Origin of the sequence: Streptomyces sp. E-08 (genome assembly GCF_049913095.1) — a bacterium.
Taxonomy (GTDB): Bacteria; Actinomycetota; Actinomycetes; order Streptomycetales; family Streptomycetaceae; genus Streptomyces.
Genome location: NZ_CP183971.1, coordinates 573,671 through 595,444 on the forward strand (window position 1 = coordinate 573,671; position 21,774 = coordinate 595,444).

Genomic DNA, 21,774 nt, shown 5'->3' on the forward strand with positions numbered 1-21,774 from the left:
TGCGGCAGCACGCCGCTGGGCGTCGGGTTGCGCAGGCAGTCGCGGTGGGCGGCGACGCAGGTCTCCACGGCCCGGCCGAGCCCTGCCACAGATGGAAGCGGTCTGCGACCTGCAGAGCATCGGGGGCGCCGCGTCGAGCGCCCTCGGCGTAGGCGCCCGCCCGGTCCCGGCAGATGATCTCCACGCCGGGATGGCGGAGCAGCCAGGCGGCCAGTGGCCCGGCTTCACGCGTCGGGAGCACGTCGACCACGCGATGGTCTTCGACGCTGGTCAGCACGGTGGAGTAGGTCTGGCCGCGGCGGATGGCGAAGTCGTCCACGCCCAGCACCCGCGGAGTGCTGAACTGTGGATCGGGCAGCGCCATGACCCTGCGTAACAGGGTCATCCGTCCCGCGTCGAAGCCCAGCTGGGCGGCCAGCCGGGCGCCGGCCCGTCCGGCCAGCGCGAGCCCGACTCGCTCGAGGGCATGGTTGAGCCGAGTGGTGAACCGTGCGTACGGTGCGGCCAACTGGGAGAACGGCTCGGCGAACGTCCGGCGCGAGCAGTCCGTCGACCCGCAGATGAAGCGCCGGACCGTCAGACGTCAAGGCGTACGCCGTCTCACACCAGCCAGCCCCTCGCAATCGAACACCGAGGTAACACTCCGCAACGGCTCCCCAAGATCTGTGCCAGAACCGAGAACCGAGAGCATTTGTGGCTCAACGGCGAGAGCACCCCGTACCGCGGAAGAGCGATGTCGCCGATTTTCGAGAGCACCTGGGTGCTTCCAGTGCTTCCCTCGGGAACTTGGTTGTGCTCTACACGACGAGGGCTCTGGTGCTACCGAACCCCGACCAGGTCCTGTCCGGTCGATCATGTGGCGGCTCCGTGCCCGAGTCGTTCCTGTGCACATGGGGCGGGAGCGACCCGCTCGGGCCAGCCCGTGGATGCTGTCCTATGGTTCCGGGGCTAGTAACTCTCTCGCAGCTGCGGTCCTGACAACCACCGACCTGTGTGAAGCGATCGGCGCGGTGCGTACCTGGGGCCGGACCCCGCGGCTGTTCGGTGGGATCTGGACGGATGGCCTGCGGTTCCCGAGGCCGGGCTGGAAGAGATCTCGCAGAAGTACGCCTACCTCACGCTGACCGTGAACTCCCGGGACCGGAGCGACGACCAGACCGCCCGAGTCCACTGGCTGGCCGATCAGGTGAGTGGACGCTTCACAGGCAGGGTAGAGCTGGCGCCTGTGTAACCTCACCAAACGCTCTATCCGCCTCGGCCACCCCCGGTCTTCCAGCGTCAGGCTCCACGGTCGGCCCCTGCGGACCGCCTCCGCACCCTTGCGCCGCAGAACCGTCACCAGCTTCCCGAACTGCCGCGGGCTCAGCCCGGTGAAGGGGGCCATCCATGACGGCTCCGGCGCCGTGATCGCACCAGCCACCACAAGAGTTGACCTCGGCCCCGTCCGCGACCGGCGGCAGCGCTTGGTGGTCGGGTGCGGGGAGTAGTCGTCGCAGACGATGGCGATGCGGACGTAGGCCACGTAGAGGCTGCGCATGTAGCGGCAGAACTCCGGGAATTTCGAGCGGTTCTTGGTCTTCTTGATGTGGCCGTAGAGCTTGTTCTTGCCCAGGTCGTAGGCGGCGAACAGATGCCGCACCCCGTACGGTCGCGTGTAGGTCGCCCGCCGCCTCAGTCTGGGATCACGCTCGGGGTCCTTGTGCTTGCCGCCGAGTTCGGCCCACTGCCGGCCGGGATGTGGCTGGAGGTTGAGCGGGCCGAACTCGTCCATGCAGAACACGACGGCCGGTTCCCCGCCCTCGGGTATGACCTCCTCGTCGGCGATGGCATAGAGGTGCTCGACCCGGGCCTTCTTGGCCTCGTAGTCAGGGTCGCGGGTGGTCTTCCAGGTCTTCACCCGTTGAAAGGGGACGCCCTCCTCACGGAGCAGGACCCGAAGGCCTTCGTGGCTGATGTCGTCGGCCACCCCCTCTGCGACCAGGAAGTCGGCCAGTTTGACCAGGCTCCAGGTCGAAAAGCGGCAGGCCATGCTCGGCCGGCTTGGACTTGGCGATCTTCTTGATCTCTCGCCGCTCGGGCAGGGTGAAGGTCCTCGGACGTCCGCCCTTGTACTTCGGGTAGAGCGCCTCGAACCCGTCGACGTTGAAGTCGTGGATCACATCACGCACCCGGTCAGGGCTGGTGAACGTCACCTCGGCGATCTTCGCCACCGACATGCCCTGCGCGGACAGCAACACCATCTGCGCGCGCCGCCACGTCACGACCGATCCGGTGCCTCTGCGAATGATCCGCAGTAACCGCAGGCCCTCATCGTCATCGCTCTCACGAACCCGCACCCGTTCAGCCAAGCGCGCAGCCCGGCAGTGACCGGAACCGGCAGACGGCTTCGACTGCATCACATCGTCCGGCGTCTCCTCAGCTCGGCAAGCCATGCGCGTACTTGCTCGTCGTCGTGCAGGTAGCCGCCGCTCTCGTCCGCAGGGAGATCGATGCCGTGGAGGAGACTCAGCGCCCACCAGGAGACGTAGTCCCAATCGAGTCCGTCGTCGGCCACCCATCGCCCGGCCCAGCGGTCGACCTCGTCCCGGGTCAACCGACCCTCGACAAGCGCGACGAAGAGGTCTTCGATCTCATCGAGAGTCGGCTGGCCGCTGGTATCCATGCCCTGACCGTACCGGCAGGTCAAATGTTGGCTGATGCGGCACCAGGCCGCAGGCGTCCGCCTGCCGGCCTCGGGCCGGCCCGCGGTGAAAAGCGACAGGAACAGCGTGTCGCCCTCCATCCGCACCATCGCCCGCCTCCCGTACGCCTCGACGTCCCGGATCCCGCGCGTCGTGGGCAACTCCTGCGACCCGAACGCGGCAGGACACGCCTTCTGCGCGTTCTGCTCCAGCTGCCGACGTGTCTCCGGAGCCAACAGAGCGCAGGCCCGAACGTGGTCGTCGGCCGCCGCGGCGGCGGTTTCGAAGGCGGCTGCCGCCGCAGCCGCGGCGTCGCGGCGCCGGGTTTCCGCACCCCGTCGCTCCGAACGCCACCGCGGCCGCCAGAAGCAGCCGGCCCCAGGGGCGCCCGGTCGGCCTGTGCCGCGATCCGGTCACTTCGAGTCGGCGCTGGGAACGGCCAGCGGATCGCGCGCCCTCGTCGGCGATCCGACGGCGTTCGGCCGTGTCGTCGTCCGGGGTCTCGAAGCGCTTGAACAGCTTCTCGACGGTCTCGTGGTCCTCGCGCAGCAGCACGATGGCATCCATGCGGCCGCCCTCGTCAGGTGTTGACGCGCCTGTTGGTGCCCTCGTGGGCCGTCGGCCTGGTCGTCGTCGAACCAGTGGTCGCCGGCTGCGAGGCAGCGGAGGGAGTGACCGATGTGTGCGGGCAGGACGACCGTGGCCGCACGCATGCCGTCGCCGCGTACCTGGAGAGGGTGCGCCGTGGGGTTCCAGTGGTTGACGTCACCGACGACGCCCACCGGCCGGGCCGGGCTGTCGGCGGGAAGGACGAACGTGACCTGCGTGCGGCCCTTGAGCTGTTGCGTTCGAGCACGTGGGACGACTCCTGACGGGCGGGGGCTGGGAGCGGCCCATGCACCCACGCCCGGCACACGCGGCCGCAGGCGTCACCGTCACCCACCTGGAGACCGGGGCGGAGCTCCCCTCCCCACCGGACACCTCAGGTGAGCACGTCCACCGCAACCCCGGTAGGGACTGCCCCGTCGAAGCCTTGGTAGTGGCCACGAAATGAGGCGAGATCCCTGTGAGCAGTGGCGTGTCCCTCTCCGAAGGGGCCGTCGAGGCCCGCCGGCACATGAAGGGACGCGGGAGATCAACACGGTGGTGTTGCGCCGTGCGGATCTCGCGGACGTCTTGGAGGTGGAGGTGGAGGCCAACTTGACCCACGAGGAGCTTCTCCAGGCACTGCCCGCCGAGGAGCCGCGGCTGGTCATCCACGAACTGTCCTTCGCCTCCCGGGAAGGCGCACGGTAGACACGAACAGCTGCTGATCCTCTGGAAGCCCGCTGCTGCCGGCGGCGCCCAGAGGGAGAGCTACGCGGGGGCCTACGCCTTTCTGACGGACTGCCTTGCCGACGTCCGCGTCCATCTGACCGCTCCACGGCCGGAGTACCGAAAGCTCGTCACTCAGGTGGGCTGAGACCGCCGCGCGGAGGAGCCCGGACCGAACAGCGGCGCCCGAACCACAGCCATCTACGGTCCGGGCGAGTCCGGGCTGGGGTGCCAGCCTCCGCCCTGGCCTGGGCGGGAGTGTGTGGCTGCCCGAAGTCAGTGGCCCAGGGCGTTCTTCAACTGCTGCTTGGTCATGGTCGAGCGGCCCTCGATGCCGCGCTTCTTCGCCTCCTGGTAGAGGTCGTCCTTGGTGCGCTCGGATGAGCCGCCGCCACCGCCGGACTTCTCGCCGCCCCGCTGGGATGCGGACTTTCCCTGGGTGGAGCTGCGGCTTGACGTCTTGCTCTCCCCCGATCGCGCGCGTTCCTTGTTGACGGTGCGGGAGGCCATTTCCTTGGCTCGGGACTCAGACATCCCGCGCTTCTCTCCGGATTCCTTGATGTGCTCGTACTGGCGCTCGCGCTTGGGGCTACAAAGCCATCGTGTGCGCCTCCAGGGGCGCCCGCATCTCGCGCTGATGCCGGAGGGCGCACCAGCCCGTGGCCGAGGTTTCCGGGCCGGTTTCCGGGTGTCTCCGGCCGTTGCGCGGGCAGTGCCATGCGTTCAGTCCCGACGCCGAAGCGGGGATCGCCCACCGCTCCCGATCGGCGGCGGTGCCGTGCAGGGGGCGCGGAGGCCTCACATGGCTACCGGATTCGGAACGCGAACGAATCGCCGGGCCGACGGCGACCCCCACACCCCTACCGTCCTCGACGCGACCGGTGAGATCGACATCCAGCATGCGGGTGAACTGGAAATCCTGATCACGACGGACGCTCCCAGTCACCAGATGCTGCGACCGCTCGACGTGCTGCGGGACGGGGCCCTCTCCCGCCGACGCCAGGAAGCCCAGCGGTACGGGCGTGCCCAGGGGCCGCAGAGACGTCGCCATGACGTGGCGCGCGCCGGGGTGGGGTTCCGCCTCCTCCCGAGCGGCGACTGGCTCCGTGGGGGCTCACCTGCCTTCGGCACCTGCCCAGCTCGGTGCGGGGGACGCCGAACCAATGCCAGCCGTGTCAGGTGGTGCGCTCTGGGTAGGCGCCGTACATCGAGGCGTTCTGCGGTGACGCAGCATGTCTCCGGCGATCGGATCGCCGATCCGTGGGGACGCCGCACCCCCTACGGTCAGGGCGGGCAGTGGCCCGTACGCACGGACACCTTGCCTGGCCGAGGGGGTGGCCGAGCGGGAGGTCGACGCGTGGGTGCGGGCGGCGTCGCTGCTGCATTCCTACGGTGACGCGATGGACGTCGTCGTCCGGGACGGCCGGATCGTCGGGGTCCGGGGCAGGGCCGGCGACCGCGTCAACCGGGGCCGGCTGGAGCCGAAGGACCTGTACGCGTGGCAGGCGAACGCCTCGGCGGACCGGCTGCCCCGGCCACTGGTCCGCGAGGGCGGACGCCTCGTCGCCAGCGACTGGCCGACGACGATGGGCCGCATCGTCGCCCGGTCGCGGGAGCTGATCGCGTCCCGCCGTCCAGAGGCGGTGGCGTCCTACACCTCGGGCCAGCTCTTCCTGGAGGAGTACTACACGCTCGCCCGTGCCGGGATCGGCACCCCGCACCTGGACGGCAACACCCGTCTGTGCACGGCGACGGCGGCCGAGGCCCTCAAGGAGTCCTTCGGCAGCGACGGCCAGCCCGGCTCGTACGAGGACATCGACCACGCGAATGCGATCGCCCTGTTCGGGCACAACATCGCCGAGACGCAGGTCGTCCAGTGGATGCGGATCCTGGACCGGCTGGACGGAGACGAGCCGCCCCGTCTGCTGTGCGTGGACCCGCGGCTGACGCCGGTTGCGCGCCGGGCGACCGTACACCTCGCGCCCCGGCTCGGCACCAACGTGGCGCTGCTCAATGCCCTGCTGCACGAAGTCATCCGGCGCGGCTGGACCCACCCGGGATTCATCGCTCGTCACACGGTCGGATTCAAGACGCTGCGCCGGCAGGTAGAACCGTGCACGGCGCGGTGGGCCTCGGGCATCTGCGGTGTGCCGGCGGCGACCTGGGGAGAGAAGACGGACACCTTCACCAACGCAGACCGCACCGTCCACCTGTCCGAGAAGGACGTGGACCCACCTGGCGACGCCCGCCCGGACCTGGACATCTTTCTCGAGTATGCGGCCCGCATGGGTTTCGAGGACAAGGACGGCGGCCGCCTGGTCCACTGGAGCGGCCCGGAGGAGGCCTTCGAGGCGTGGAAGCGGTGCAGCGCCGGACGGCCCTGCGACTACACCGGCCTGAACTACGAGAAACTCCGCGGCCCCAGCGGCATCCAGTGGCCGTGCACCGAGCACGCCCCCGACGGCACGGACCGCCTCTCCGCCGATGGTGTGGAATGGGCACGCCCGGACCAGTGCGAGACGTACGGGAAGGACCTGGTGACGGGCGAACCGCTGGGCGAGGAGGCGTACCGTTCGATGAACCCGGACGGGAAGGCGCTCATCCGGCCCTCCCCCTACGTTCCGCCACAGGAGTGGCCTGACGAGGACCACCCCTTCCAGCTGACCACCGGGCGCACCCGCTACCACTTCCACACCCGAACCAAGGCGGGCCGGGTGCCCCAGCTTGTGGACGCCGCCCCGGACGTGTGGGTGGAGATCGCGGACGCCGACGCTGCCCGACTCGGACTGGCAGAGGGCGACCTCGTCGAGGTCACTACCCGGTGCGGGGCCCTGCGCGGCCGCCTGCGGGTCGGCTCCGTACGCCCGGGCGTCCTGTTCGTCCCCTTCCATTACGGCTACTGGGACACGCCGGGCGGTAAGCCGGGGACACCTGGGCGCGCCGCGAACGAGGTGATCGCCACCCACTGGGATCCTGCCTCCAAGCAGCAACAGTTCAAGACACTGCGTCTTCTCCCGGAGCCCGACGTCCAGACGCCACAGGGCGGCGATCTGGTTCTCTGCCAGGGCCTTGGTTCGGTCAGGCGGTGCCGGCCGCCGCTCGATGCCGATCGTCGGATCGCCTTCGATCCAGCCCTGGCGCTGCCACCAGCCGATCGCCTTGCACGGGATGGACAGCTCCCGGTTGACGGTGTCGGCGCCCATCTCGTCCGCCCGCGCAGCCGCCAGTTCGGCCAGTACCTCCGGCAGCGCCGGGTCGTCGATCGCGGCGACGGGGAAACCGGGTGGCTTCGCGCCCCCGGCGGGCGGGCCCGGTCGGCGCTGGCTCGCCCGTGAGCTTCCATCCCCATGTCGTCAGCGAGATCCGGTAGATCCGCTCCACCCTTGCGACACCGCGCCGGGGGACGTATCCGTCGGACTGGGCGCGGGTGGTGGCCTCAAGAAGCGACGGTTATTTGACCTCAAGGTAAAAAACGGAGCTATGGTGGTGCCATGGGCAGGCCGAAGCAGTTCGATCCGGACGTGGCGGTAGAGCGCGCGATGGGTGTGTTCTGGCGCAAGGGGTACGCGGCAACGACGCCTCAGGACCTCGTGGACGAGATCGGCATCGGCAAGGGCAGTCTGTACAACACCTTTGGCAGCAAGCGCGCGTTGTTCGAACGGGCGCTCGCACGCTATCGCGACTCGCAGGCCGCTTGGCTGACGGAACTCCTCGATCATCCCGGTTCGGCGAAGGACCGGCTGCGCGGTGCACTGGAGGCCTTGGTCGAGCTCGACCTGGGCGACCAGGATCGGCGCGGCTGCATGGCGGTCAACACCGCAGCCGAGCTGGCCCCCTCGGACGCCGGGACGGCCGACACCGTACGCAAGATGTTCGCGCGTACAGAGGGCGCATTTCGGGCGACTGTCGAGGAAGGTCAGCGGGCCGGCGAGATCGGCGACGGACGCGACGCGGCGGCGGTGGCCGCCTGGTTGCTCGCGACGGTGATCGGCATGCGGGTACTGGCGAAGACCGCCGAGGATGCGACGCAGTTGGAGCGGGTCGTGGACGCGGTGATGGGGTCGTTGTAGTCGGCGCTATCGGTCGTTGGCTTTTTATGCACTTGTTTTGTACCTGTAGTTCAAAAACCTGAAGGAGTCTGACATGGAACTCAATCTCGTCAGGAAGACAGCGGTCGTCACCGGGGCCAGCCGAGGCGTCGGCCTCGCGATTACGCGGCAGCTCGTCGCCGAGGGGGTCCGAGTGGTCGGCGCGGCCCGAACGATTACGGCCGAACTGAAGGAGACCGGCGCCTACCCGGTCGCGGCCGACCTGAGTACGCCGGAAGGCGCCGAGGAACTGGGCGCGCGGGCACTCGCAGAACTCGGCGGCGTGGACATCTTGGTCAACAACCTGGGCGGTGGAGACGCGTTCACCCTGAACGGGTTCCTTACGACCGATGACGCCCTATGGGCGCAGAGCTTCGAAGTCAACCTGTTCGGCACGGTCCGGGTCACCCGCCGACTGCTGCCGAGCATCCTGGAACGCCGTGGTTCCGTGGTGAACATCTCGTCGATGAGCGCGCGCCTGCCGGGCACGGGCCCGATCGAGTACGGTGCCGCGAAGGCGGGTCTCAACGCATTCGGCAAAGCGCTGTCCGAAGAGTTCGGCCCTCAGGGCGTACGCGTAAACACCGTCTCCCCCGGCCCGACACGTACCGGCATGTGGGAGGACGACAACGGCTTCGGTGCCCGCCTCGCCGAGACGAACGGCGTCGGGCATCGCGACTTCGTGTCCGGGGTGCCCGCGGCGATGGGCATGACCACCGGCCGCATGGTCGAACCCGACGAGGTCGCGACTGTCGTCGCGTTCCTCGCCTCAGACCGTGCGGCGAGCATAACCGGCGCCGACTACGTCGTTGAGGGGGGCGGCATCAAGACGGTGTGAGACGGATCCCGATGGCTGCTTGCACGACCTCGTCGACAGATGACTCGTGGAGCGGCCGCGGCGACTGGCGGTGTCGGCGCAGGTCCAGCTTCCGCACTAGTGCCGCATCAGGAAACGTTCGCCCGGCGGTGATGTGCCGCCCGGCTGCTGCGCCGGGCGGTATCGAGGTGTCAACCGGACTAAGGGACGACGCGCCGATGAGGACCGCATCAAGTGCTTGGTATCACCAGTTCACGCGGGCGGAGTGGACTGATGTACTGCGACGAGCAGACGGCATGACAGAGCTCGTTCCTTGACTCCATTGTCCCCGTCTGGCTCTACCCGATACAGCTGGGCCTGAGGCGTGCGAGTCACCGTGTCCGTCAACTGCCCGTCGGTGAAGAGTGCACCGACGCCGTCCTCTACTGCCCAGCCGGCCGGAAGAGCGTGGTTCGCCACGGCCGTCTGATAGGACGATCGACGCCCCGGCTCACTGTCGTAGTGGGGGCAGACCGAGCCGGAGAGCACACCCAGCCCATCCGAGAGGTGAGTCAGCGGCCCGAAGGAGTCGGTATGTGAGCCCTCGGCCCAACAGTTGGCGCCGGCGCTGATGCCGCACAGCAAGGTCCCCCGGTCGAAGGCCTCGCGCAGTAGTCGGTCCACGCCGTGCGCACGCCAGACCGCCAGCAGGTTCGCGGTGTTTCCCCCACCCACGTAGACGACGTCCTGAGAGAGCAGGAACGATCGCAGGTCGTTGTCATCAAGGTTTCGCCGAAACAGCTGCAAGACACTGGGCTCGCAGGAGCGTGCCTGGTATGCCGTGAGGAATTGCCCGACGTAGGCGGGGGCGTCACCACTGGCTGTCGGAACGAAGCACACCTTGGGCCGAGGCGCACGCACCTGTTCAAGTACCCAGTCATCCAGCAGACCGTCTTCGTCGGTGGAGAAGCCGCCTCCAAGGAGAGCCAGACGACGTTTCGGAATGACAGCCACGAGGGTGCCTCCTCAGTTCACGATCCAGACGCGGACGATGTCCCGAACGGTGCCAAGCCATCGGGTCCGTCCGCAATCGAATAGGCCCTCCGCCGACCTGAAGTCCTCTCCACTCAGGAAAGACAGGGCAACCGCGGACCGAGAACGACAGCAAGCCCGTGATCCACTCCTCAGTCCGGAAGGGACGGCCAGAATGATCACGTGGCTGAACGCGTGCGGGTCCGGGAGATTGATGACGACGAGGGCAGGCGGTTGCTGCGGATCATCCGCAGAGGCACCGGGTCGGTGGTGACCTGGCGGCGGGCCCAGATGGTGCTGCTGTCCGCACAGGGCATGCTCGTGGCGAAGATCGCCGAGGTGACGTTCACCAGCGCGGATCGGGTCCGCGATGTGATCCACAACTTCAACGCCGACGGCTGCGAGGCGCTCTACCCGAAGTACAAGGACGGACGGCCCAGAACGTTCACACTGCCGGAGCGGCGCGAGATCAAGAAGATCGCCAAGTCCAAGCCGGCCGAACACGGTCTGCCGTTCTCGACCTGGAGCCTGGCCAAGCTGGCCGACTTCCTGGTCGCCGAGGGGGTGGTCGATGACATCAGCCACGAGGGCCTTCGGGTCCTGCTCCGCGAGGAGGGCGTCTCCTTTCAATGCATAAAGACCTGGAAGACCTCACGCGACCCCGACTACGCGGCCAAGAAGGCTCGCGTCGAGCACCTCTACGCGATCGCCGACGGTGAGGTCATACCAGAGGATGGCGAACCCGAAGTCGTCTTATGCCTTGATGAGTTCGGCCCGCTCAACCTCCAGCCCCACCCCGGTCGGCAGTGGGCCGAACGCGGCGGCCGGCACAAGGACCCCGGCCGCGAGCCGAGGCGCCGCAGGCGGGCGACCTACACCCGCCCACACGGGGTCCGGCACCTGTTCGCCGCCTACGACCTGGCGAAGGACAAGCTCTACGGTCACATCAAGCCGAAGAAGAACCGCACCAGGTTCCTGGAGTTCTGCCGCTATCTGCGCAGCCTCTACCCGCCGAAGATCCGGATCGCCATCGTGCTCGACAACTTCTCCCCGCACCTGACCACGAAGAAGGACACCCGGGTCGGCGACTGGGCGACTGCCAACAACGTCGAGCTCGCCTACACCCCGACCAACAGCTCCTGGCTCAACCGCATCGAGGCCCAGTTCACCGCCCTGCGCTACTTCGCACTGGACGGGACCGACCATGCCAGCCACAAGGAGCAGGGCAGCATGATCCGCCGCTACATCATCTGGCGGAACAAGCACGCCGCCGACGAACGGCTACGCGAAGTGGTCGACAGGGCGAACGTTGCCTGATGCGGCACTAGTCAGGCGCTACACCGCACCTACCCGCGTCTGACAGCGCGCCACGAGACAAGCGGTTCCCCAAGCCATAGGAGGTGGCTCGGGGCACCGCTTCGACCCTGCGGCGAGTACGACGGACATGAGGAAGTCCCTGGGACGGGCCGTCAAGCGGCCTGGCTGAGCCCAGCGGTAGTCTGGTCCTGCTCACGCAGCGAGGTGAAGTCGACGGCGAGCTTCGGCTCGTACGCGTCGGGCTGAATGCCGAGCTCGTGCGTGCCGTACTCGCCGAACCGGTTGATGTGCTCGGGCAGGTACGGCGAGATGTGCGCAGGTCCTCCGGGTCGATCTCCCATCCCTCCTCCAGCAGCTGACGGTCGAGCTCCGCGATGTCCAGGGCGTTGTGGAAGATCACCGCGTTCGTGAGCACAGCGTTCTCCACGTCGTAGTGGGCTCCGTGGTGACTCACATATGTCCACCGAACATCCGCCGGATGATGCCGACGGCTTCCTCCAGCATCTCCAGACGCACGTGCGCGGCAGGCCGTCCGGCGCCGACGACGTGCTCGTTGAGGTTCTCGCCGGAGCCCAGTCCCAGGCGGAAGCGGCCCCGGGACAGGATCCGCATGGTCGCGGCCTTCTGCGCGACGACCGCGGGGTGGTAGAGGAACATCGGGCAGGTCACGTACGTCATGAGCGGGATCCGTGAGGTGGTCTGCGCTGCCGCCCCGAGCACGCTCCACGCGTAGGGGGCGTTCCCCTGCGACTCCAGCCAGGGGAACGAGTGGTCCGAGATGACGGAGAAGTCGAAACCCGTCCGTTCCGCCCCCACCACGTGGGAGACCAGTTCGAGCGGTCCGGCCTGCTCCGTCATCATCGTGTACCCGACGCGCATCGGCATGAATGCGCGCCCTTCCTGTCACTGCTGGGCAGAGGTCGGCGCAAGCCGTCCGCTCGCGATCCCCTCGCCTTGAACGCGGCCTTTCCAGGGGCAGTCGGCTGCCCCGGGGGCCGCCGGGGGTGGGCCTCAGCCGTACCGCTGGTCGTCCGGCCGGGTCGTGCCGGGCATTGCGGTCCCGGTGGAGGAAGTCCCGCCGGCACTCGCAGGGGTGATCCGCCCGCGCCAGCCGCCGCTCTCGGCGCCTCGTTCCTCGATGAAGCCCTTGAAGCGCTTCAGGTCACCCTTGACCCGCCGGTCCAGGACGCCGAGCATGTCTCCCGTCGTCTCCGCCATGCCGTGGGGCTCGAAGTCCATGGCCAGGCTGACCCGGGTGTGCGCGTCGTCAAGTTGCTGGAACGTGACGACGCCCTTCTGGTCCACGTCCCCGGTCACCGACCGCCACGCGATCCGCTCGTCCGGCACCTGGTCCACGATCTCCGTGTCGAACTCACGCTCGGCGCCCGCCACCTTGGTCTTCCAGTGACAATGCCGGTCGTCCGTCTGCCGCACCTCCTCCACGCCTTCCATGAAGCGCGGGAACTCCTCGAACTGCGTCCACTGGTTGTAAACGCTGCTCACAGGAACGTCGATGTCGATGGATTCCTTCACCATGCTCATGACGGTTTCCTCCCTGCCCTGTCGCCACGTCGGTACCCGTCGGCTTCCCGCCGACCATGCGGCGCCTGCCCGGCCTGCCGTGCTTCAATCCCGCGACCCGGGCCTCGCCCTTGCGTGGCGGTGTCGTCCATGGCGGGACGTACGCACGTGCGGTGCAAGCAGCTCAACGAGGGGCGGACGCTGGTCACATCCTCCATCGCATCCAACGTGCCAATCGCCGTGGCAGACACACCTCGACCGACGCGTAGCGCGGGAACCCCGTGAAGGGCGGGTACGGCCCGGCCATCCGGGTAGCCGGACCACATGGACACCACCACCGAAACCACGCCCCTGCGCGCCGTCGCGCTGGTCTGCACGCTGTCGCCGTCGCCGAAGCGGTCCAGCTCACAGCTGCTCGCCGAGCAGACCATGACCGCCCTGGCTGATCATGGCGTCACGGGGAAGGTGATCCGGATCGCCGACCACGACGTCAAACCCGGGGTCGAGGTCGACATGGGCAACGGTGACGCTTGGCCGGAGATCCGCGACACGATCATGGGTTGCGACATCCTGATCTTGTCCACGCCCATCTGGCTCGGCCACCCTTCCAGCATCGTCCAGCGCGTCCTGGAGCGCCTCGACGCCGAACTCGGCGAGAGCGACGACGAGGGCCGCATGCTCACCTACGGCAAAGTCGCCGCGGTCTGCGTGGTCGGCAATGAGGACGGCGCCCACCACGTCAGTGCCGAACTCTTCCAGGGCCTCAACGACGTCGGGTTCTCCCTGGCCCCGAACGCGGTGACGTACTGGGTCGGCGAGGCCATGCAGGGCACGGATTACCAGGACCTTGACAAGACGCCCGAGAAGACGGCCGCGACGACCCGGACCCTCGCCGCGAACACCGCGCACCTCGCCCGCCGCCTCAAGAGCGCCCCCTACCCGCCCTCCCCGTGACTCCCGTGAACCCGCCGGAAGGAGACTGTGATGTCCTCCCCCGACCAGCCCCGCCTCACCGATCCGGTGGGTCTGCACCCCAGGCCGCCGTTCCCCGAACAGGCCCAGGACCATCCCGGCTCGACCGAGGCGATGGACCCGCGCCCCGACCACGGCGAGGACACCTACGTAGGCCACGGGCTGCTCCATCACCGCAGGGCGCTCGTCACTGGAGGGGATTCCGGAATCGGCCGTGCCGTCTGCCTCGCCTTCGCACGGGAGGAGGCCGACGTCGTGTTCACCCACCTGCCCGAGGAAGCCGAGGAAGCCGACGAGACCGCCCGCCTGATCCGCGAGGCCGGCTGTACCGCGGTCGCTGTCGCCTGCGACATCCGGCATGAGGGCGAGTGCACCGCCCTCGTCGACAAGACGGTGGGCGAGCTCGGCGGCATTGACCTGCTCGTCAACAACGCCGCCTACCAGATGGCCCAGCCGGACGGGATCGAGGCGATCACCACCGGGCAGTTCGACCGGGTGATGAAGACCAACCTGTACGGGATGTTCTGGCTCACCAAGGCCGCTCTGGCCCACATGCCGCGCGGCGCCTCGGTGATCAACACCGCTTCGGTGCAGGGCTACCAGCCCAGCCCGCACCTCCTCGACTACGCCATGACCAAGTCCGCGATCATCTCTTTCACCCACAGCCTCGCCCAGATGCTCGCCAAGCGCGGGATCCGGGTCAACGCGGTGGCGCCAGGGCCGGTCTGGACTCCGCTGATCCCCGCGACGATGCCCGACCCGACGAAGTTCGGTGAGCAGTCACCGCTGGGCCGGCCCGCGCAGCCAGCGGAGATGGCGCCCGCGTATGTCTTCCTGGCCTCCGACCAGACCTCCTACATCACCGGCGAGATCGTCAACGCCACCGGCGGAACTCCCCTGCCATGACCCCGGACCAAGCCCTGCGTCGCATCGCCTTCCTCCTCGAATGGCGCGGGGCATCCCCGTACCGGGTACGGGCCTTCCACACGGCAGCCGACGCGGTCCGCGACATGCCACCGGGCCCGGTGGACGCCGCGCAGGCCGCACAACTGCGCGGGGTGGGTCCGGTCACCGCCGAAGTGATCTCGCAGGCATCGACCGGGGCGGTACCGACCTACCTCGCCCGCCTGCAGGCCGAGGTCGGCCCGGACGCCGAAGCGGGCTGGAACCTCGTGGCTGCGAGCGCCGGGGACTGTCACCTGCACTCCGACTGGTCGGACGGCGGCAGCCCGATCGAGGACATGGCCTCCGCCGCCCGTGCCCTGGGCCACCAGTGGGCCGTCCTGACCGATCACTCGCCGCGGCTGACGATCGCCCACGGCCTGAGCGCCGAACGGCTGAGGAGCCAGCTGGAAGCCGTGGCCGAAGCGAATTCCAGGCTGGGCCCGCGCTTCCGGCTGCTCACCGGCATCGAGTGCGACATCCTCGACGACGGATCCCTCGACCAGGACGACGACCTGCTCGACCGGCTCGACATCGTCGTGGCGTCGGTGCACTCCAGACTCCGCTCGGAACCCGAGCCGATGACGACCCGCATGGTGGCCGCGGTCCGCAACCCGCACGTCGACGTCTTGGGGCACTGCACGGGACGGATCATCACCGGTCGGGGCCGCCCGCAGTCTCGCTTCGACGCCGAGACGGTCTTCGCCGCATGTGCGGAAGCCGGTACCGCGGTGGAGATCAACTGCCGGCCGGAACGGCGCGACCCCCCGGACGACCTGCTCGTGCGGGCCGCCGCCGCGGGCTGCCGGTTCGCGGTCGACACTGACGCCCACGCCCCCGAACAGTTGCACTGGCAGAGCACGGGCTACGCACGCGCGGCCCGGATCGGGCTGGAAGCGAATCGGCTGATCACGACTTGGCCGCTTGAGCGACTGCTGGCGGCCAGAAGCGGCAGGCAGTCGTCGAGTCGAGGTGGACACGGGTGAGTGCCGAGGTGGCCAAGAGCACCGGGACGAAGCCGGACGTGGGACCGCGCGGATGATGCGGCGTGCTCGGAGCGTCTCGAACAGGCGCTGACAGGAATCCGTACCGCCGTCGGCTCGCTGGTACTGGACCTCGACAGTGCTCCGTATCCTGCTCCGGTAGGCGCCCTCGCCGCAGTCGACACATGGGCAGTCGACCGGAAGATCACCGTGTCGTACTTGACCGACGCGCGCCGCTGGCCGGTTTTCGCACAGGCGGCCTTCGCGCTCGGGGGGCGTGCCGCCTTTTCGATTCCCCTGGCCGCGGCCGGTCTGGCGGTCGGGGCGGGCCCTCGACCTCTACCGTGACCGCCCCGGCCCGCTTTCCGAGCGGGACGGTCCTTCGCCTTCCCGACCGCCGACGCGATCACCACCGCGCTGCCGGCCATCCAGGCTCCCGAACCGCCGGGCGAAGAGGCGGCACGGCTGGACGCGGCCGAGAGCGATCACGAGGAGGTCCACCAGGCCACCGCCATGCTCATGGCGCTCCTGGACCTGGACGCCCCGCAGGCCCTCGCCCGTTTGCGGACCCACTCCTTCGCCCAGGAACAGAGCGTCACCGCAGCGGCACGTGACGTCCTTGCCGGAAGAGTCAGGTTTGATGACCAGGTCCACCCCGCACGGCTGGACCGGCAGAGAAGACGGTGACGAGAGACATGAACCGCGAGCAGGCGATCACCGAGGCGTTCGTCAGCCTCACCGATACCGTCGCCGACGACGACGTGCCCCCCTCGCGCTTCCGCGCCGCCTGGTCGAACACTGCGTACGCCTGACCAGCATGGACGCGGCCGGCGTCATGCTCGCCGATGCCCGCGGCCGTCTGCAGTCGGCGGTCGTCACGGACGAACGGGTCGAGCTGACCGAGATGTTCCAGACCCAGATCTCCGAGGGCCCCTGGGTCGATTCCTAGTCTCCGCGAAAGCCGTCCTCGACATCGCTGCGGGCATGCTCGCCGCCACCGGCCACACCACCCCCACCGGAGGCGGCCAGCGTCTGCCGGCCTACGCGGGCAGCCACCACGAGCGTCTCGCCGACGTCGCCGAAGCCCTGGTGCGGCGGCGCCTGACGCGGGACGAGGTACTGCCCTGAGGCCGTGGCCGGCCCGCTCCGCCCTCGGCTTCGGCACTACGGCGGGGGAAGCGCGACTGGACCTCTCTGCGGGCTCGCGCGGCTCCGGCCGCACGCGCGACGGCGGCGGAGTCCTGCAGGCGTCGCAGCAGCCAGGTGGGCCTGCCGTGGGTGTCGTCGAACCGGCACCCCGCTGACCGGAATATCCTCACCCGGCTGAACTACCTGCTCCTGCACTCCTGCGACGACGTCACAGCAACCACAGCCACCGTGATCATGGCCCGCTTCCAGCCCGGCACCCGCGTCTACACGGACGGCCTGAACGAAAAGGCCGGGCGAGGACCTCGGCGAGAGCCTCTCGCGCCTCGCCCTCGCGGTCGCTGCCGAACCCGCGACGCGCGTCGACCTCGGCGGCCTGGCGACCTCCCTCGCGGCGCCGGGTGAACGCCGGGACGATGTGTGCGTCCTCCGTGTCACCGCCGGCCGGCGCAGCAGGGCGGAAGGCGGAGACGCGCCGTGACCTGTTCAGCCGTCAAGGACGGAACAGGACCTTCACCATGTTGTCCCGCTTCTGCTGGAAGTCCGCGTACGCCTGCGGAGCGTCTTCCAGCGGCAGTTGGTGGGTGGCGAATCCTTCGACGCCGAGAGGATCTTCGTCGGTCAGCAGGGGAAGCAGGTCATCGACCCATCGGCGGACGTTGGCCTGACCCATGCGCAGTTGGATCTGCTTGTCGAACATCGTGAGCAGCGGCAGCGGGTCGGCGGCTCCGCCGTAGACGCCGGACACGGAGATGGTCCCGCCGCGGCGTACGAGTTCGATGGCGAGCTTCAAGGCGCTCAGGCTGTCGACGCCGGCCTTCTTCATCAGTGCGGAGGCCAGGGTGTCCGGGAGCAGGCCGGTCGCGATCTGTGCGGCCCGGACGCCGATGCTGCCGTGGGCCTCCATGCCGACGGCGTCGATGACGGCGTCCGGGCCGCGGCCGCCGGTCGCGCTGCGGATCGCGTCGACGAGCTGATCTCCGTACTCATCGAGGTCGAAGACCTGGACGCCAAGGCCGGCGGCGCGGGCGAGGCGTTCGGGCACCCGATCGACGCCGATCACCTTGGCGGCCCCGCGGTGGGCGGCGATGCGGGTGCACATGTCGCCGATGGGGCCGAGGCCCAGGACCGCGATGCTGCCGCCGGGCGGGACGTCGGCGTAGAGGACGGCCTGCCAGGCGGTCGGCAGGACGTCCGACAGGTACACGAACCGTTCGTCCGGAGGCCCCTCGGGGACTGGGATCGGGAGGGTGTCGGCGAAGGGGACGCGCAGGTACTCGGCCTGACCGCCGGGCACCTGGCCGTAGAGCTTGGTGTATCCGAACAGGCTCGCGCCGCTGGCGTGCTCGTGGACCTGGGTCGTCTCGCATTGCGAGTGCAGTCCGCGTTCGCACATGAAGCAGGTCCCGCAGGACACGTTGAACGGTACGACGACCCGGTCACCAGCCTTCAGTTGCCGGACCTCGGGCCCCACCTCGGCGACTATGCCCATCGGCTCGTGCCCCAGGATGTCCCCCGCGTCCAGGAACGGCCCCAGCACCTCGTAGAGATGGAGGTCCGATCCGCACAAGCCCGTCGTCGTCACTTCGATCACGGCGTCGGTGGGATCGACGATCTGCGGATCCGGGACGGTCACCACTTCGATCTTGCGGCGGCCCTGCCAGGTCACTGCTTTCATCACGCCTCCTCGGTCGCGTATTCGTGCGTCGGCGATTCAGAGCGTGGACGGGAACCGGTCCCACGCGCGGTGGCCGGCCAGGGCCGCCACCGTTGCTTCCACCGCCGTCGACCCTCCCTGCTCATAATGAGGCCGGGCCCTTCCGAGGCGATGCCAGCGGCTCGGAAGAGCTCCGGGGCATCGTTCCAGCCGCCGAGGGCCTTGCCGTGCCGGTACGCCTCGGTGTGAGCAGCAGCAGTACCCGCGTGTCGGGCCCCTCCGCAGCTCCGCCGGCTTTCGCGTCGCGGGCGCCGTGCGCGTCGCCGCCCGGAGCGGGGGCTCCGGCGCACAGGAGCGTGTCGAAGAGGGGTGCCTCCACGTCCTTGGCCAGGAACGCGGCCTTCCAGACCTCACCGGCGGTGCCGTACCCCTGGAAGACACCGTGGGCGGCGGCACCCCGGGCATGCACCACCCGTTCGGGGATCCGTTCGTGGTCGAAGTGCGTGATCTTCTCGCGCAGGTGGTGGTACTGGTTCAGTACGGGTCCGCGCGCTCCGGCCTTCAGGGAGGGAGTGGTCGGCCGTGGTCAGGTACGCGCCGCTCTGCGCCAGGCGCTCCTGCTCCACCCCGGTGGCCTGCCCGGACGGACTCACGGTTTCAGGGCCCCTCTGGTCAGGCTTGGGCCGAAGCGGCTGCGCCGGATCGGCCGGGGCCTTCGTCACCGGCCGAGCCTTCGCCCCGTTCCGGTTTCCCGTCGGCTTGGTTGGTCGTCATCGTCTCTCCTCCTCGGCCGGGAACGGAGCCCCGGGTGGTTCCCCGCCCGCAGGGCTCAGGGCATATGCATACGGCGCCTACCCGCTGCGTCGGGATGAACTCTCCTGGCGAGCCGGTCGCGGGACGGAAACGGGCGGATCCGGGGCGAATGTGCAGAGCACGGGATCGCGGGTAGGCGCAGCCCATGATCGCCTCAGTGCCCCTCGCAGCCTCCGTTTTCCCGTCCCTCTACCTGATCCTCGTCGGCGTGGTCATCGTTGTGCTGCTCGTCGGCGCGTTCTGGTACGGCACCAGACGCGCGGCGGCCCGCAAGGACCTCGGTGCCCGTCCGTCCGATCAGGGCCCCGCAGCACGGGCCCGACGCGGGTCGTGGCAGACGCCCGACGACGCCGGCACCGACCCCCGGCAGCGCCCATGACCCTTCACGACAGATCGGGAGTCAGCCCGTGCCGAGTACTGCCCTGATGTACACGGGCCCGAGGCCGCGTCTGATCGCCCTTCCGGGCGTCTACCGACCCCAGGCCGACACCCTGCTGCTCGCCGGTGCCCTGGCCCGCGAACCCCTGCGCCCGGGTTCCGAGGTCGTCGAGATCGGAACCGGTACCGGCGCGCTCGCGCTGCGAGCGGCGGCCAGGGGCGCCGCGGTCACAGCGGTCGACATCGCGTGGCCCGCCGTGCTGGCCGCCCGGCTGAACGGATGGCGGCATCGCCTGCGGCTGCGCATCCTCCACGGCGATTTCGCCACCCGGACCCGGGGGCACCGCTTCGACCTGGTCCTGGCCAACCCGCCCTACGTGCCCTGCCCCGACGCCCGGCTCCCCACTCGGGGGGACCGACGCGCCTGGGACGCCGGGAGGAACGGGCGGGCCGTCATCGACCGGATCTGCGCGGCCGCCCCGGACCTGCTGCGGCCGGGAGGCGTTCTCCTGATGGTCCACTCGGGGATGTGCGGGGCACAGGAGACCCTTGAGCGGCTGTCCCGGAACGGAATGTCCGCGCAGGTCACCGAACGGGCCTCGGTGCCCTGGGGGCCGGTACTCCGCTCGCGCAGAACCTGGCTTCAGCGGCAGGGTCTGGCGGAGGACGGCGACGAGCAGGAGGACCTGGTGATCGTCCGTGCCCGGTACGGCTGAACAGGACGGCGCTCCGCAGGAGCCCGTCGGACGGACTCCCCAGTCCCGGCGCGCCCGCAGGGTGGCCGTAGAGCGCTCCGGGCCGCCCGGGCAGCAGCAGTCCGGTCCTGGTCGAAGGCCCGGTAGAGGTCGTCCTGGACGACGGAACGACCGCACGGTCGGACCACTTCATGGTCGCCGTCTGCACCTGCCGCCGCAGCCGTACGTACCCCTGGTGCGACACCAGCCGCCGCCCCCGCGCGCACGACCCCGGCACCCGAGGACAGGAACGAGCCGTGACCGCACCCGCCCACACCACCCACCCGGCCCCCGTGGCCCCGACCGCTCCCGCGCTGGTCGAGGGGCGCGGGCCGCTGTCCCGGGCCGTGGCGGACGCCCTTCGGAGCCGCCGGCTCTCCACCCTCACTACCGCAAGATCGAGGAGAGGAGGGACGGCTTGGTGGGCCCGGTCACCACGTGGTACCTCACCGACGCCCGGCCTCACTCGATCACCGACTTCAGCACAACGGCGACCAGCCACGAAACGCGGATAGAGCGACTCACCATGCACGCCGCGAAGATCTCTCCTGACCTGCCGGACGGAGTGGTCTGAGTGCGCACCACAGCGGCACGGGTGATGGGCGTGGCCGCCCTCGGGTACGGGGTGGCGGTGGCATGGAGACCCCGGCTGCTGGCCCGGCCTTGCGGACTGCCCGAGCAGGGCTCCTCCGCGCTGCTGATCCGGGCCCTGGGAGTCCGGGACGCGGTCATCGGCGCCGCGATGGCCACGCTCCCCGCAGGCTCGCCGCAGCGTACGGCCGTCCTGTGCCGGGTCGCGGTCGACACAGGGGACGCCCTGCTCTTCGGTACCTTCCTGGCCCACAGGACCGAGCGCGCCAAGGCGGCCGCGGCAGCCCTGACCTGGGCGGCGCTGTGCGGGTGGACACTGACGGGCTGCGGCTACCCGGCCGCACCGCTCGTGCGGGACGCGGCCAATGTCGCGGTACGGGCCGCCCAGTCCGCCACTACGCGTACCTGTGAGGCCTGCCGCACGGCGCAGGTTCTCCGGGTCCGGTCGGACAAACGGGCGTGCTGCCGGGGGCCAAGGTCACCGCGGAGATCGCGAAGGTCCGCGGTGTCCCCGAGGGGCGGACCGTGATCTCTCCCCCTTCCATCGCGTGTGCTCGACGCCGCGCGAGCTGGTGCGTTTCCTGGCCAGGATGCGCGAGCTCGCGGCCGGCAAGCCCATCGGGTTCAAGCTGTGCGTCGGTTCGCGCCGCGAGTTCCTCGCCGTGTGCAAGGCCATGCTGGACGAGGACACGACGCCGGACTTCATGACGTCCCCGACAGATCAGAACGCGTACGGCGCTACCAGGAGGCCACGGTCAACTGAACCCTTCGTTCCCGGCCCCGTGCCGGAAACGACGGCCGGCGGAAGG

General features: G+C 69.4%; 20 protein-coding genes and 5 pseudogenes. 15 read left to right on the forward strand and 10 right to left on the reverse strand.

Annotated features, from left to right (window positions below; all coding sequences use genetic code 11):
• Positions 1-145: 145 nt before the first annotated feature.
• The 4 genes and pseudogenes from ACN9MM_RS02850 to ACN9MM_RS02865 form a co-directional block, all read right to left on the reverse strand.
• Positions 146-385: pseudogene (locus tag ACN9MM_RS02850) on the reverse strand (transposase); the annotation flags it as partial.
• Between the two features lie 978 nt (positions 386-1,363).
• Positions 1,364-2,348, reverse strand: a pseudogene (locus ACN9MM_RS02855) (IS630 family transposase); the annotation flags it as partial.
• Positions 2,349-2,395: 47 nt separating this feature from the next.
• Positions 2,396-2,791, reverse strand: a complete 396-nt coding sequence (locus ACN9MM_RS02860) for a hypothetical protein (RefSeq protein ID WP_426362123.1) — start codon at positions 2,789-2,791, stop codon at positions 2,396-2,398.
• A 1,480-nt stretch (positions 2,792-4,271) separates the two neighbouring features.
• On the reverse strand, positions 4,272-4,634 hold the full coding sequence (locus tag ACN9MM_RS02865) for a plasmid stabilization protein (RefSeq protein ID WP_426368647.1): 363 nt from the start codon (positions 4,632-4,634) through the stop codon (positions 4,272-4,274).
• Positions 4,635-5,395: 761 nt separating this feature from the next.
• Here ACN9MM_RS02865 and ACN9MM_RS02870 point away from each other — a divergent pair.
• From ACN9MM_RS02870 to ACN9MM_RS02880, 3 genes are all read left to right on the forward strand, one after another.
• Positions 5,396-7,330, forward strand: coding sequence for a molybdopterin oxidoreductase family protein (locus ACN9MM_RS02870; RefSeq protein ID WP_426362124.1), 1,935 nt, complete (start codon positions 5,396-5,398; stop codon positions 7,328-7,330).
• Positions 7,331-7,486: 156 nt separating this feature from the next.
• Complete coding sequence (locus ACN9MM_RS02875; protein ID WP_426362125.1) at positions 7,487-8,065, forward strand: TetR/AcrR family transcriptional regulator; 579 nt, start codon at positions 7,487-7,489, stop codon at positions 8,063-8,065.
• A gap of 73 nt (positions 8,066-8,138) precedes the next feature.
• On the forward strand, positions 8,139-8,921 hold the full coding sequence (locus ACN9MM_RS02880; protein ID WP_426362126.1) for an oxidoreductase: 783 nt from the start codon (positions 8,139-8,141) through the stop codon (positions 8,919-8,921).
• A 231-nt stretch (positions 8,922-9,152) separates the two neighbouring features.
• Here the strand turns inward: ACN9MM_RS02880 and ACN9MM_RS02885 are convergent, their stop codons facing one another.
• Positions 9,153-9,893, reverse strand: a complete 741-nt coding sequence (locus ACN9MM_RS02885; protein WP_426362127.1) for a Type 1 glutamine amidotransferase-like domain-containing protein — start codon at positions 9,891-9,893, stop codon at positions 9,153-9,155.
• Positions 9,894-10,094: 201 nt separating this feature from the next.
• Between ACN9MM_RS02885 and ACN9MM_RS02890 the strand changes: the two genes are divergently transcribed.
• Positions 10,095-11,228 (forward strand): IS630 family transposase, encoded by a 1,134-nt coding sequence (locus tag ACN9MM_RS02890; RefSeq protein ID WP_426362128.1) that lies wholly within the window; start codon positions 10,095-10,097, stop codon positions 11,226-11,228.
• A gap of 152 nt (positions 11,229-11,380) precedes the next feature.
• Here ACN9MM_RS02890 and ACN9MM_RS02895 read toward each other — a convergent pair whose 3' ends face one another.
• The 3 genes and pseudogenes from ACN9MM_RS02895 to ACN9MM_RS02905 all read right to left on the reverse strand — a co-directional run bounded on the left by ACN9MM_RS02895 (position 11,381) and on the right by ACN9MM_RS02905 (position 12,770).
• Positions 11,381-11,569, reverse strand: a complete 189-nt coding sequence (locus ACN9MM_RS02895; RefSeq protein ID WP_426368959.1) for a hypothetical protein — start codon at positions 11,567-11,569, stop codon at positions 11,381-11,383.
• A gap of 68 nt (positions 11,570-11,637) precedes the next feature.
• Positions 11,638-12,107, reverse strand: a pseudogene (locus ACN9MM_RS02900) (TIGR03557 family F420-dependent LLM class oxidoreductase); the annotation flags it as partial.
• A 132-nt stretch (positions 12,108-12,239) separates the two neighbouring features.
• Positions 12,240-12,770, reverse strand: a complete 531-nt coding sequence (locus tag ACN9MM_RS02905; protein ID WP_426362129.1) for an SRPBCC family protein — start codon at positions 12,768-12,770, stop codon at positions 12,240-12,242.
• A gap of 303 nt (positions 12,771-13,073) precedes the next feature.
• Between ACN9MM_RS02905 and ACN9MM_RS02910 the strand changes: the two genes are divergently transcribed.
• The 6 genes from ACN9MM_RS02910 (at position 13,074) to ACN9MM_RS02935 (ending at position 16,774) form a co-directional block, all read left to right on the forward strand.
• The gene (locus ACN9MM_RS02910; protein WP_426362130.1) at positions 13,074-13,703 is read left to right on the forward strand and encodes a flavodoxin family protein; all 630 of its coding nucleotides are present in this window, start codon (positions 13,074-13,076) and stop codon (positions 13,701-13,703) included.
• 30 nt (positions 13,704-13,733) lie between these two features.
• Positions 13,734-14,627 (forward strand): SDR family oxidoreductase, encoded by an 894-nt coding sequence (locus ACN9MM_RS02915; RefSeq protein WP_426362131.1) that lies wholly within the window; start codon positions 13,734-13,736, stop codon positions 14,625-14,627.
• Positions 14,624-15,649: a PHP domain-containing protein gene (locus ACN9MM_RS02920; protein ID WP_426362132.1), complete on the forward strand. Its 1,026-nt coding sequence runs from the start codon at positions 14,624-14,626 to the stop codon at positions 15,647-15,649. Before ACN9MM_RS02915 ends, ACN9MM_RS02920 begins: the two co-directional genes overlap by 4 nt.
• Before the next feature lie 462 nt (positions 15,650-16,111).
• Entirely contained in the window at positions 16,112-16,333 is a 222-nt protein-coding gene (locus ACN9MM_RS02925; protein WP_426368648.1) for an ANTAR domain-containing protein, read from the forward strand.
• 130 nt (positions 16,334-16,463) lie between these two features.
• A complete protein-coding gene (locus ACN9MM_RS02930) occupies positions 16,464-16,595 on the forward strand; it encodes a hypothetical protein (RefSeq protein ID WP_426362133.1) in 132 nt (43 codons plus the stop codon).
• Between the two features lie 35 nt (positions 16,596-16,630).
• Positions 16,631-16,774, forward strand: coding sequence for a hypothetical protein (locus ACN9MM_RS02935; protein ID WP_426362134.1), 144 nt, complete (start codon positions 16,631-16,633; stop codon positions 16,772-16,774).
• Between the two features lie 511 nt (positions 16,775-17,285).
• Here the strand turns inward: ACN9MM_RS02935 and ACN9MM_RS02940 are convergent.
• Both ACN9MM_RS02940 and ACN9MM_RS02945 read right to left on the reverse strand, forming a co-directional pair.
• Positions 17,286-18,470, reverse strand: a complete 1,185-nt coding sequence (locus ACN9MM_RS02940; RefSeq protein ID WP_426362135.1) for a zinc-dependent alcohol dehydrogenase — start codon at positions 18,468-18,470, stop codon at positions 17,286-17,288.
• Positions 18,471-18,810: 340 nt separating this feature from the next.
• Positions 18,811-19,171 (reverse strand): annotated as a pseudogene (locus ACN9MM_RS02945) (catalase); the annotation flags it as partial.
• A 248-nt stretch (positions 19,172-19,419) separates the two neighbouring features.
• Here ACN9MM_RS02945 and ACN9MM_RS02950 point away from each other — a divergent pair.
• The 5 genes and pseudogenes from ACN9MM_RS02950 to ACN9MM_RS02970 form a co-directional block, all read left to right on the forward strand.
• Positions 19,420-19,641 carry a DUF6479 family protein gene (locus ACN9MM_RS02950; RefSeq protein WP_426362136.1) on the forward strand — a complete coding sequence of 74 codons (222 nt, stop codon included), beginning with the start codon at positions 19,420-19,422 and terminating at the stop codon, positions 19,639-19,641.
• A gap of 46 nt (positions 19,642-19,687) precedes the next feature.
• Positions 19,688-20,356 (forward strand): HemK2/MTQ2 family protein methyltransferase, encoded by a 669-nt coding sequence (locus ACN9MM_RS02955; protein WP_426368649.1) that lies wholly within the window; start codon positions 19,688-19,690, stop codon positions 20,354-20,356.
• A gap of 134 nt (positions 20,357-20,490) precedes the next feature.
• Positions 20,491-20,889 carry a CDGSH iron-sulfur domain-containing protein gene (locus tag ACN9MM_RS02960; RefSeq protein WP_426368650.1) on the forward strand — a complete coding sequence of 133 codons (399 nt, stop codon included), beginning with the start codon at positions 20,491-20,493 and terminating at the stop codon, positions 20,887-20,889.
• A gap of 59 nt (positions 20,890-20,948) precedes the next feature.
• Positions 20,949-21,494 carry a hypothetical protein gene (locus ACN9MM_RS02965; RefSeq protein WP_426362137.1) on the forward strand — a complete coding sequence of 182 codons (546 nt, stop codon included), beginning with the start codon at positions 20,949-20,951 and terminating at the stop codon, positions 21,492-21,494.
• Positions 21,413-21,673 (forward strand): annotated as a pseudogene (locus tag ACN9MM_RS02970) (glutamate synthase-related protein); the annotation flags it as partial. The gene ACN9MM_RS02965 and the pseudogene ACN9MM_RS02970, both read left to right, overlap by 82 nt.
• Positions 21,674-21,774 lie beyond the last annotated feature (101 nt).

Excerpts from the sequence above, each read along its gene's own strand:
- ACN9MM_RS02930 (WP_426362133.1), top strand. The coding sequence starts at position 16,464 with ATGGACGCGGCCGGCGTCATGCTCGCCGATGCCCGCGGCCGTCTGCAG.
- ACN9MM_RS02870 (WP_426362124.1), top strand. The coding sequence starts at position 5,396 with ATGGACGTCGTCGTCCGGGACGGCCGGATCGTCGGGGTCCGGGGCAGG.
- ACN9MM_RS02920 (WP_426362132.1), top strand. The coding sequence starts at position 14,624 with ATGACCCCGGACCAAGCCCTGCGTCGCATCGCCTTCCTCCTCGAATGG.
- ACN9MM_RS02940 (WP_426362135.1), bottom strand. The coding sequence starts at position 18,470 with ATGAAAGCAGTGACCTGGCAGGGCCGCCGCAAGATCGAAGTGGTGACC.
- ACN9MM_RS02860 (WP_426362123.1), bottom strand. The coding sequence starts at position 2,791 with ATGGTGCGGATGGAGGGCGACACGCTGTTCCTGTCGCTTTTCACCGCG.
- ACN9MM_RS02935 (WP_426362134.1), top strand. The coding sequence starts at position 16,631 with ATGCTCGCCGCCACCGGCCACACCACCCCCACCGGAGGCGGCCAGCGT.
- ACN9MM_RS02955 (WP_426368649.1), top strand. The coding sequence starts at position 19,688 with ATGTACACGGGCCCGAGGCCGCGTCTGATCGCCCTTCCGGGCGTCTAC.
- ACN9MM_RS02910 (WP_426362130.1), top strand. The coding sequence starts at position 13,074 with ATGGACACCACCACCGAAACCACGCCCCTGCGCGCCGTCGCGCTGGTC.
- ACN9MM_RS02915 (WP_426362131.1), top strand. The coding sequence starts at position 13,734 with ATGTCCTCCCCCGACCAGCCCCGCCTCACCGATCCGGTGGGTCTGCAC.
- ACN9MM_RS02905 (WP_426362129.1), bottom strand. The coding sequence starts at position 12,770 with ATGAGCATGGTGAAGGAATCCATCGACATCGACGTTCCTGTGAGCAGC.
- ACN9MM_RS02880 (WP_426362126.1), top strand. The coding sequence starts at position 8,139 with ATGGAACTCAATCTCGTCAGGAAGACAGCGGTCGTCACCGGGGCCAGC.
- ACN9MM_RS02875 (WP_426362125.1), top strand. The coding sequence starts at position 7,487 with ATGGGCAGGCCGAAGCAGTTCGATCCGGACGTGGCGGTAGAGCGCGCG.
- ACN9MM_RS02895 (WP_426368959.1), bottom strand. The coding sequence starts at position 11,569 with ATGGGAGATCGACCCGGAGGACCTGCGCACATCTCGCCGTACCTGCCC.